Origin of the sequence: Streptomyces sp. NPDC059142 (assembly GCF_042755665.1) — a bacterium.
Taxonomy (GTDB): Bacteria; Actinomycetota; Actinomycetes; order Streptomycetales; family Streptomycetaceae; genus Streptomyces.
Genome location: NZ_JBHZDA010000143.1, coordinates 1 through 10,434 on the forward strand (window position 1 = coordinate 1; position 10,434 = coordinate 10,434).

General features: G+C 72.1%; 8 protein-coding genes. 4 read left to right on the top strand and 4 right to left on the bottom strand.

What is annotated here, in order from left to right; translation table 11 throughout:
• Positions 1–82 precede the first annotated feature (82 nt).
• Positions 83–1,393, bottom strand: coding sequence for a phosphoserine phosphatase SerB (gene serB, locus ACFXPK_RS30905; protein ID WP_385080430.1), 1,311 nt, complete (start codon positions 1,391–1,393; stop codon positions 83–85).
• Positions 1,394–1,918: 525 nt separating this feature from the next.
• On the opposite strand from serB, the gene ACFXPK_RS30910 reads away from it, so the two are divergent.
• Positions 1,919–4,519, top strand: a complete 2,601-nt coding sequence (locus ACFXPK_RS30910) for an FHA domain-containing protein (protein ID WP_385007350.1) — start codon at positions 1,919–1,921, stop codon at positions 4,517–4,519.
• Between the two features lie 263 nt (positions 4,520–4,782).
• Here ACFXPK_RS30910 and ACFXPK_RS30915 read toward each other — a convergent pair whose 3' ends face one another.
• The 3 genes from ACFXPK_RS30915 to ACFXPK_RS30925 all read right to left on the bottom strand — a co-directional run bounded on the left by ACFXPK_RS30915 (position 4,783) and on the right by ACFXPK_RS30925 (position 7,686).
• Entirely contained in the window at positions 4,783–5,526 is a 744-nt protein-coding gene (locus ACFXPK_RS30915) for a transglycosylase SLT domain-containing protein (RefSeq protein WP_385007166.1), read from the bottom strand.
• A 250-nt stretch (positions 5,527–5,776) separates the two neighbouring features.
• Positions 5,777–6,991, bottom strand: coding sequence for an S-adenosylmethionine:tRNA ribosyltransferase-isomerase (locus ACFXPK_RS30920; protein WP_385080432.1), 1,215 nt, complete (start codon positions 6,989–6,991; stop codon positions 5,777–5,779).
• Complete coding sequence (locus ACFXPK_RS30925) at positions 6,988–7,686, bottom strand: SDR family NAD(P)-dependent oxidoreductase (RefSeq protein WP_385080433.1); 699 nt, start codon at positions 7,684–7,686, stop codon at positions 6,988–6,990. The genes ACFXPK_RS30920 and ACFXPK_RS30925 overlap by 4 nt, the downstream gene beginning before the upstream one ends.
• A gap of 275 nt (positions 7,687–7,961) precedes the next feature.
• Here ACFXPK_RS30925 and ACFXPK_RS30930 point away from each other — a divergent pair, with 275 nt between their 5' ends.
• From ACFXPK_RS30930 to ACFXPK_RS30940, 3 genes are all read left to right on the top strand, one after another.
• Positions 7,962–9,107, top strand: a complete 1,146-nt coding sequence (locus ACFXPK_RS30930) for a GAF domain-containing sensor histidine kinase (protein ID WP_385007159.1) — start codon at positions 7,962–7,964, stop codon at positions 9,105–9,107.
• Positions 9,100–9,768 (top strand): response regulator, encoded by a 669-nt coding sequence (locus ACFXPK_RS30935; protein WP_385080435.1) that lies wholly within the window; start codon positions 9,100–9,102, stop codon positions 9,766–9,768. The genes ACFXPK_RS30930 and ACFXPK_RS30935 overlap by 8 nt, the downstream gene beginning before the upstream one ends.
• A gap of 178 nt (positions 9,769–9,946) precedes the next feature.
• Complete coding sequence (locus ACFXPK_RS30940) at positions 9,947–10,195, top strand: chaplin (protein ID WP_385007155.1); 249 nt, start codon at positions 9,947–9,949, stop codon at positions 10,193–10,195.
• Positions 10,196–10,434 lie beyond the last annotated feature (239 nt).

Below are 10,434 nucleotides of genomic sequence, written 5' to 3' on the forward strand. Positions count from 1 at the left end.
CGCCCCGCCGGCCGGGCCCGCCCCCGGGGGGGGGGGGGGTGGTCCCCCCGGATCCCCCGCCGGGGCCTTCCCCCGTCGCGGCTCAGCCCGCGCGGCCGTCCCGCGGGTCCGGTCCGGCCGGTGAGGCCCCTGAGGCCCCTGAGACCGGTGCGGCCGGTGCGGACGGCTCTTCCAGGCCGTCCTCACCGTCCGCTGTCTCGACCTCTTCCCGGGTGATGCCCAGCAGATAGAGCACGGTGTCCAGGAACGGCACGTTCACCGCCGTGTGGGCGGCCTTGCGGACCACCGGCTTGGCGTTGAAGGCCACGCCGAGCCCGGCCGCGTTCAGCATGTCGAGATCGTTCGCGCCGTCACCGATGGCGACCGTCTGTGCCAGCGGCACCCCGGCCTCGGCCGCGAACCGGCGCAGCAACCGGGCCTTGCCCGCCCGGTCGACGATCTCGCCCACGACCCGCCCCGTGAGCTTGCCGTCCACGATCTCCAGGGTGTTGGCGGCGGCGAAGTCCAGCCCGAGCTGAACCTGGAGCGCGTCGGTGACCTGCGTGAATCCGCCGGAGACCACCCCCACCTGGTAGCCGAGCCGCTTGAGCGTACGGACCAGGGTGCGGGCGCCGGGGGTGAGCCGTACCTCGGCCCGCACCTTCTCCACCACCGACGCGTCGAGCCCGGCGAGGAGCGCGACCCTGGCGTGCAGGGACTGCTCGAAGTCCAGTTCGCCGAGCATGGCCCGGGCGGTCACCTCGGCGACCTCGTCCTCGCAGCCGGCGTGCGCCGCGAACAGCTCGATGACCTCGTCCTGGATCAGGGTCGAGTCCACGTCCATGACCACCAGCCGCTGGGCCCGGCGGTGCAGTCCGGACGAGATGACGGCGACATCCACCCCGATCTCGGCCGCCTCGGTGGCGAGGGCGGTGCGCAGCGGTTCGGTCTCCACGCCGGACACGGCGAACTCGACCGCCGTGACCGGGTACTTCGCGAGCCGGAAGATCCGGTCGATGTTGCCGCCGGTCCCGGTGATGCTGGCGGCTATGGCCGCCGTCGACTCGGCGGTCAGGGGGTTTCCGAGGACGGTGACATGCGAACGGCCGCTGCCACGCGGGCGGTTGTCGCCCGTGCCGGAGATGATCTCGGCCTGGAGTTTGAGGGAATCGGTCCAACTGTGCACGGTGGCCCGCAGCTCGCCCTCGCCGGCACCGTCCGCGGCCGGAGCGGTGACGAGCGCGCACAGGACGATACGGCCACGGGTGACGACCTGCTCGATGTCGATCACGTCGACGGAGAAGGCCGCGAGGGTGTCGAAGAGCCCGGCGGTGATCCCCGGGCGGTCTTTCCCGAAGATCTTGACGAGGAGGGTCGGGACGTCGGAGTTCAGACGGGGCTGAGATGCGCTCATGGTGGTTCCACCGTATCGGGCGGGGCGTGGAAACCGGCCAGCCGTCCCGCGTACCGGACGGTGAACATGTGGTGATGGCGGGAATGGCCTGCGTATACGGTGTGGCGCCGACGTCGGGATCGCCATCCGCAGCGCCGTACGGACGCGTCGGCGCACCGGAGGTAAGCGACGTACCGGATTCCATGGCTCCGCTACTGCCGTATCGCCGGGGCGTCGAATGGCGAGAAATCGACGATTGAATCCCGCCTTCTCGCTCTACGGCACTGCCGTGGACGCCCAATGCGTCGGGCGCCGGGTGGTGCGCACGGCGCCGGACGCCCGGACCATCACTCTGTTTTGTCGGTGTTGTTGTTCTCCGTGGCCCTTTGTTCCCCGCCGACAGCCCCTCCGTAGGGGGCTGTTACATGCTTGTGCCGCTATGGCACACAGCCTGACTTTCACAGACGGGAGTGAGCCTGAAATAGTTCCTCACGATGTTCGCCATCCCTGGACTCCCCGCGATGGGGGAAACTCGGGGGACAACAAGTGGGGCGTGGAGTGCCGGAACTCGTACTGGAATTGAACGGAAGAACCTGGACGCTCGATCCGTCCAGGTCGTACACGCTCGGCCGCGATCCACAGGGCGACCTCGTGATCGACGACGCCCGGGTCTCGTGGCGCCACGCCACCGTGAAGTGGGGAGGCCGTGGCTGGGTCATCGAGGACCACGGCAGCACCAACGGCACCTATGTGCAGGGCCGGCGCATTCAGGAGCTGGAGATAGCCGTCGGCTCCGCGATCCATCTCGGCAACGCCACCGACGGCCCCCGGGTGACGCTCACCGGAGCGGGCGCGGGCGCCCAGCAGCCACCGGCCCAGCAGGCCCAGGCCCACCAGGCCCAGGCCCAGCAGGCGGCGGCGCACCAGGCACCGGCCCAGCAGGGCTGGCAGCAGCCCCAGCAGCAGGGCTGGCAGCAGCAGGCACCGGCCCAGGCCCAGGCGGCCGTACCCCAGCAGGGCCAGGCCCCCGCGCCGCACTACGCGCAGCAGGCGCCGCAGTCACCGAGGCCACAGCAGTCACAGGAGCCACAGGGCGGTGGCGCGGGCGGCGCGGCGGGGGCCCCGTCCGCGTACGGGGACCGCAGCCCGACCACCTTCCACCAGTTCTCCCTCGGCCGGGTGATGCGCATCGGCCGTGCGCTGGAGAACGAACTGGTCGTCTCCGACCTCCAGGTCTCGCGTCACCACGCCGAGTTCACGGCGACCCCCGACGGCCGCTTCGAGATCCACGACCTCGGATCCCACAACGGCACGTACGTCAACGGTCAGCCGATCGCCAAGTCCGGCACCGTGCTCCTCGGCCCCAACGACATCGTCGGTGTCGGTCACTCCACCTTCCGGCTGGTCGGCGACCGGCTGGAGGAGTTCGTCGACACCGGTGAGGTCTCCTTCTCGGCCCGCCACCTCACGGTGACCGTCGACGGCGGCAAGCAGATCCTCAAGGACGTCTCCTTCGGCGTCCCCGAGAAGTCGCTGATCGCGGTCATCGGTCCCTCGGGATCCGGCAAGTCCACCCTGCTCAAGGCGCTCACCGGCTACCGCCCCGCAGACCAGGGCGATGTCCTCTACGACAACCGGAACCTGTACAAGCAGTTCGCCGAGCTGCGCCAGCGCATCGGTCTCGTTCCGCAGGACGACATCCTGCACAAGGAGCTGACCGTCAAGAAGGCGCTCAAGTACGCGGCCAAGCTCCGCTTCCCCGGCGACACCGCCGAGGCCGAGCGCGAGGCCCGTATCGGCGAGGTGCTGGGCGAGCTGAAGCTCGACATCCACAAGGACAAGAAGATCACCTCGCTCTCCGGTGGTCAGCGCAAGCGCGTGTCCGTGGCCCTGGAGCTGCTCACCAAGCCGTCGCTGATCTTCCTGGACGAGCCGACCTCCGGCCTCGACCCGGGCATGGACCGCGATGTCATGCAGCTTCTGCGCGGCCTCGCCGACGACGGCCGTACGGTCCTGGTGGTCACCCACTCGGTGGCCGAGCTGAGCATCTGCGACAAGCTCCTCGTGATGGCGCCCGGCGGCTCCGTCGCGTACTTCGGTCCGCCGGAGGAGGCGCTCAACTTCTTCGGCTACAGCACCTGGGCCGATGTCTTCTCGGCCTTCGAGAACTACCGCGAGTACGACTGGGCGGGCCGCTGGCGCGGCTCCCAGCACTACCAGATGTACGCCGCGGACATCGACTCCGTCGCCGCGCAGCCGGCCCACATGCCGCCGCCGCAGCACCTGCGCCCGCCGAAGGCGCAGAGCTGGGGCTCCCAGCTCTGGACGCTGATACGCCGCTACTCCTCGGTGATCGCCTCCGACAAGGGCTTCATGGGGCTGATGCTGATCCTGCCCGCCGTGCTCGGTGTGGTCAGCGTGGTGATCCCCGCCAAGTTCGGTCTGGGGCCGCCCGAGGCGCCGACCCGGTTCAACGGGGCCGCGGGCACGATCATGCTGATCCTCACGGTCGGCATGTGCTTCTCGGGCGCGGCCAACTCCGTACGTGAATTGATCAAGGAGAGGGTGATCTACGAACGGGAGCGGGCCACCGGTCTCTCCCGCTCCGCCTATCTGATGTCCAAGGTGATCACACTCGGTGTGATCACGGCGTTCCAGGGCGTCATCATCTGCGGTATCGGCTTCGCGCCCCGCGTGCTGCCGGAAGAGGGCCTGCTCATGCCGCCGGCCGTCGAGATCTGCCTGGTCGTGATCGCCCTCGGCTTCACCTCGATGATGTTCGGCCTGGTCATCTCCTCGCTGGTGAAGACCTCCGAGAAGACGATGCCGCTGCTCGTCATGTTCGCGATCGTCCAGGTCGTGTTCACGGGCGTCCTCTTCCAGCTCTACGACTCGCCGGGCCTGGAACAGCTCGCCTGGCTGATGCCGTCCCGCTGGGCCATCGCCGGTGCGGGCACGACCCTGGACCTCTCTCACCTGATGGCGCCCTGGGACGTCAACGACCCGACCAACCTGGATCCGCTGTGGGAGCACGCGGCGGGCCAGTGGGTCATGAACATCTCGGTGCTGCTGCTGATCGGGGTCGCCTGCGGCTTCGCGGTCGCGCGGCTGCTGCGCCGCCACGAGCCCGAGGTCATGCGCAAGTGACGACGGGCCCCGGCGGGGCCTGACGCGGGCGGGGGGGGGGGGCGGCCCCGGGGGGGGGGGGGGGGGGCCCCCGGGGGGGGCCCCGCCCCCGGCCCCCCCCCGACGCTCGCTGGTGGGGGGGGGGGGGGTGTGGGGACCCCCGCGCCCGGCGGCGCCCCGCGGGGGGGGGGCCCCCCCCCCCTCCGGCGTTCACTGCCGCGCGTGCGGCGGGCCCGGATCGCTCCGGGCGGGCCCGGTGCGCGTCCCGTGCGGGTCCGCGCGGATCAGTACGCGCTGTTGACGTTGTCCATCGAGCCGTACTTGTCCGCGGCGTAGTTGCACGCGGCCACGATGTTCGAGACCGGGTCGTAGATGTTATTCGGCGTGCCCTTGACGTGGTACGCCTTGAAGGTCGGCGGGATCACCTGGAGCAGACCCTTGGAGGGAATGCCGTTCTGGGCGTTGATGTCCCAGTTGTTGATCGCGTTCGGGTTACCGCTCGACTCACGGATGACGTTGCGGTGGATCCCGTTGTAGCTGCCCGGGATGCCGTGCTTCTTCATGATGGCCAGCGACTCACGGATCCAGCCGTCCAGGTTGTTCGCGTAGACCGGCTTGCGCACGGTCGAGCGGCTGGCGGACGTGGTCTTGGCGCGCTTCTTCGCCTCGGCCTTGGCCTTGGCCTTCGCTTCGGCCTTCGCCTTCGCGGCGGCCTTGGCCTTGGCCTCGGAGTCGGCCTTGGAGCCGGTGCTCTTGACCTTGGCCGCGCCGTCCAGCGCGTTGGTGTGCTGCTTGGCGACGATCGCGTGCACGGTCGATGCCTGGGTGCTGTCCGTCGCCGACTTCCACGCCACGTGGGTGGCGGCGGAGGTCTTGGCCTGGGCCTCGGGCTTGGCCTCGGCGGCGCCGTGGCCGCCGGGGACGAGGGTGAACGTCAGAGCCGCGGCTCCGGCGGCTGCGACGCCGGCGATCGATGCCCGATGGGTCTTGTTCAGACGGCTGAGGCCAGGGGTGCGTGACGAGAACATAGAGACGTACCTCTTCGAATAGCGGGAGTCGCGGAGGCCGGATGGCCAGCCATCTCGGCGGCGACGTCGGCAATTGTTAGCGGCCGCAAAATGCCCTGGCAAAGGTGTGACGTACGACCTCGGATAGTGCGAAGGGGCGCCGGGAAGGCGCCCCAATGTCCGGTTATGCCGTGCTCACGCGGCCCTTATCCGTCGACTAAACCCGTTCGTAAGTGATGTGGGTCCTATGCCGGGGCTCACATCGGGCCCCCTACGACCTGACCGCGTGTTGCTCCCGCAACCCGGAGCGTGAGCGATTTCCGGGCAGCAGGAGATGGACGTCCCCGAACTCGTGCCAGAGGTAGCCGCGGCGCAGCGCCGCCTCGTATCCCCTGGTCAGAGCGGTCGGTCCGGCGATCGCCTCCAGCATCAGCAGATGCGAGGCCGCCGGCTCGTGCAGCCCGGTCAGCAGCCCGTCCACCACCCGCACCCCGCGCCGGGGCGTCACCACCAGATCCGTCCAGCCGGAGGCCGCCCGCACCACCCCGTCCGGCCCCGCCGCCGACTCCAGGGCGCGCACCGCCGTCGTACCGACGGCGACGACCGCCCCGCCGCCCGCCACCGCGGCGTTCACCAGCCGCGCCGTCGGCTCCGGCACCGCGAAGCGCTCCGGGTACGGCGGCTCGTGCGCCTCCGCCGACGCCACCCCCGTGTGCAGGACCAGCGGCGCGAACCGCACCCCCCGGCTCACCAGCTCCGCCACCAGCCCCGCGGTGAAGGGCCGCCCCGCGCTCGGCATCTCCGCCGAGCCGCAGCCGTCGGGGGAGGGGAGCGCGAAAACCGTCTGGTACGCCGAGAGCGGCTGGTCCCGCTCCGTGTACCCGTACCGGATGGGGCGGCCGTGGCGGCCCAGCAGCCCCGGCACATCGGTGCCCGGGGTCCGCGCCCACCAGAGCCTGGCCCCCGCCGGGTCCAGCGGCTCCTCCAGGACGAGCCGCACTCCGCCCGGCAGCCGTACGACCGTCCCCGCCGGGCCGCCGGGACGGGGCAGCGTCACCCCCGCGCCCGCGCCCGCCCTGGCCTCCGCTCCGGTTCCCGCGCCGCCGCCCGCCCCCGCCCCGGCCCGCGCCCCCGCCCCTGCTCCAGCACCAGCGCCCGCCCCGGCTCCGGCCTCCGCCGCCGGGCCGCGCGGGGTCCGCAGCTCGACCGCCCACCGGTCGTCGTCACCCCGCGTCGAGAAGTGCGCGACAACGCGTTCACCCCCGGGGTCGGGGCCGATCCGCCCGTCGACCGCCGCGGGCAGCGTCGCCGACGTGTTGACCACCAGGACGTCCCCGGCCCGCAGCAGCCCCGGCAGCTCCCGGAAGGCGTGATGGCTCACCCGGGTCCCCCGGGACACCAGCAGCCGCACATCGTCCCGGCCCGTCCCGCGCTGCTCCGCCGGCACCCGCGCCGACAGCTCCTCGGGCACGTCCGGCATCCTCATGGCGTCGCCTCCAGCAGCGCGGGCGCCGCGTACCTGCCGCTCGGCGGCCGCCGCTCCAGCAGCCGCAGGAAGCCGGGCACCACCGCGTCGGGCGCCGGCCGCGGGTCCGGGTCGTCCGGCACGGCCGCCGCGTACAGATCCGTCCCCATGTCCCCCGGATCGACCGCCCACACCCGCAGCCCCGGTTCCTCCACCGCCAGCACGGCCGCGAGGTGGTCCAGCGCCGCCTTGGACGCCCCGTACCCGCCCCAGGTCTCGTACGCCTCCGCCGCCGCGTCCGAACTGACCACGATCACCGTCCCCGCCGCGCTCTCCCGCAGCAGCGGCAGCGCCTCCTGCACCAGGCCGAGCGCCGCCACCACATTGGTCTCCAGCGCGGCCCGCAGCCCGGCCGACGGCAGCGCGTCCAGCCGTACCAGCGGCTCCGCGCCCAGCGCGCTGGCATTGCTCACCACCAGATCCAGCGAGCCGAGCCCTGCCGCCGCAGCCACCAGCTCCGCACGGTGCGCGGCGTCCGTCACATCCCCGGCGAGCGCCACCACCCGCGTCCCGTGCGCCCCGGCCGCACGGGCCGCCTCCTCCAGCACGCGCGCGGTCCTGGCGTCCAGCACCAGGTCCCAGCCGCGCCGGGCCAGCCCCTCGGCCAGCGCGCGCCCCAGCCCCTTCGATGCCCCCGTGACCACCGCTACCGGCATGACGTCCGCTCCTTCGCGTCGGCTTTCCCGGCCACCGGCCACCGTCACAGCCCCGGCCCGGGGCTGTGACCTGCGACCTGTGACCTGTGACCTCGTGACCCTGTGACGCGTCCAACGTAGGAACGCCGGCGCCCCCGCCGCCTCGGACGCGGGCCCGAACCCGCCCGGTCCCTTCGGTCCGGTCCACGCCGCCCGGGACCTAGGCCCAAGGGCCCCCTCCCCGGGCGGTCCCCGGTCCGATACGCCGCGTACCAACCCGCCGGTACGGTGGCCACATGAGCCACCGACCCAGCTCCGGCCTCGCCGCCGTGAGCACCGCACTCCTCGCCATGAGCAGGCGGCTGGAGGTGCACGACGTCCTCAAGACGATCGTCGTCTCCGCCCGCGAACTGCTCGACGCCGAGTACGCGGCCCTCGGTGTCCCGGACGACCACGGAGGCTTCGCCCAGTTCGTCGTCGACGGCGTCAGCGACGAACAGTGGAAGGCCATCGGCCCGCTCCCGCGCCAGCACGGCATCCTCGCGGCGATGCTCCACGAGGAGAAGGCCGAGCGCCTCGCCGACGTACGGAAGGACCCCCGCTTCGAGGGCTGGCCCTCCGCCCACCCCGACATGTCCGACTTTCTCGGGCTGCCGGTCAGGGACGGCGACGAGACCATCGCGGCGCTCTTCCTCGCCAACAAGCGCTGCCCGAAACCGGACGGCGGCTGCGGATTCACCGAGGAGGACGAGGAACTCCTCTCGATCCTCGCCCAGCACGCCGCGATCGCGCTGACCAACGCCCGGCTCTACGAGCGCAGCCGCGAGCTCACCATCGTCGAGGAGCGCTCCCGCCTCGCCCACGAGCTGCACGACGCCGTCAGCCAGAAGCTCTTCTCCCTGCGGCTCACCGCCCAGGCCGCCGCCGCGCTGGTCGACCGCGACCCCGCCCGCGCCAAGGGCGAACTCCAGCAGGTCGCCGCGCTCGCCGCGGAGGCCGCCGACGAGCTGCGCGCCGCCGTGGTCGAGCTGCGCCCCGCCGCCCTGGACGAGGACGGGCTGGTGGCCACGCTCCGTACCCAGATCCAGGTCCTCGACCGCGCCCACGCGGCCCGCGTCACCTTCGACAGCTCCGCGGTACGGGCGCTGCCCGCCGCCCAGGAGGAGGCGCTGCTGCGGGTGGCCCAGGAGGCCCTGCACAACGCGCTGCGCCACTCGGGCGGCGACCGCGTCGACGTCACCCTCGCCCGCCGCGCCCAGGGCGCCGTCCTCAGCGTCACCGACAACGGCAAGGGGTTCGAGCCCCGCGTGGTCCGCCGGGCCGGACGCCACCTCGGACTGGTCTCGATGCGGGACCGGGCGAGCGGGGTGGGCGGCAGACTCCGGGTGCGCTCCGCGCCGGGACAGGGCACCACGATCGAGATGGAGGTGCCCGGTGGCTGAGGAGAACGGCGACGGCGCACAGCGCCACGCCATTCGCGTCCTGCTCGTCGACGACCACCAGGTGGTACGGCGCGGACTGCGCACGTTCCTGGAGATCCAGCCCGACATCGAGGTCGTCGGGGAGGCGGCGGACGGCGCCGAGGGCGTCGCCCGCACCGAGGAGCTGCGCCCCGACGTCGTCCTGATGGACATCAAGATGCCCGGCGGCGACGGCATCGAGGCGCTGCGCAGACTCCGCGACCTCGGCAACCCGGCCCGGGTGCTGATCGTCACCAGCTTCACCGAGCAGCGCACCGTCGTCCCCGCGCTGCGCGCCGGCGCCTCCGGCTACGTCTACAAGGACATCGACCCCGAGGCGCTGGCCGGCGCGATCCGCTCCGTACACGCCGGACACGTACTGCTCCAGCCCGAGGTGGCGGGCGCGCTGCTGGCCCAGGACGAGCCGGGGACGGGCCAGGGGAGGGGGACGTCGCTCACCGAACGGGAGCGCGAGGTGCTCACCCTCATCGCCGACGGGCGTTCCAACCGGGAGATCGCCCGCGCGCTGGTGCTCTCCGAGAAGACGGTCAAGACGCATGTCTCGAACATCCTGATGAAGCTGGACCTCTCGGACCGGACGCAGGCGGCGCTCTGGGCCGTACGGCACGGCGTGACCGGCTGATACGACCCTCACCGCGGGAGCCGGGACCGGTATCCGGAAGGTCATCTTCCGGTCTGAGATTCATACTGTCGGGTGTATGTCACCCACACGGCGCATCCTGGGCGCCGGGTCGCGCGTTCTCCACGGCGTGCCACCGCAGACCGCGGCGGCCGTCGATCACGCGATTAAGGAACACTCCATGAAGGTTGCCAAGAAGGCCGCCCTGGTCCTCGTCACCGCCGGTCTCGCCGCGGGCGCCTCCGCCGGCGCCGCGTTCGCCACCGAAGGCGGCGCCCACGCCGACGGCCTGGCCCAGCACTCCCCGGGCGTCGGCTCCGGCAACGCCGTGCAGGTCCCGATCCACCTCCCGCTCAACGTGACCGGCAACACGGTCAATGTGATCGGCCTCCTGAACCCGGCGTTCGGCAACCACGCGGTCAACTTCTAAGGGCCGGTCGGCAAGCCCTCTCTTTTCTGAGGGCTCGGTTCGCCTCCGGGGCGCTCCATGCCGCTGTCGACGGTCGACCGTGCTCGGCCCCTCGTTCCTCGGGGCCTGCGCCCACGCGGCGGAGCCGCATATCGAGTACGGCCTCCCTTTCGACAGCGACGCGCCCCTTCGGCCCACCCGCCGGCCAGGCGAGGCGACGGGCCGAGGATCTGGCGCCGGAGGCCCCACCGCCCCGGAGG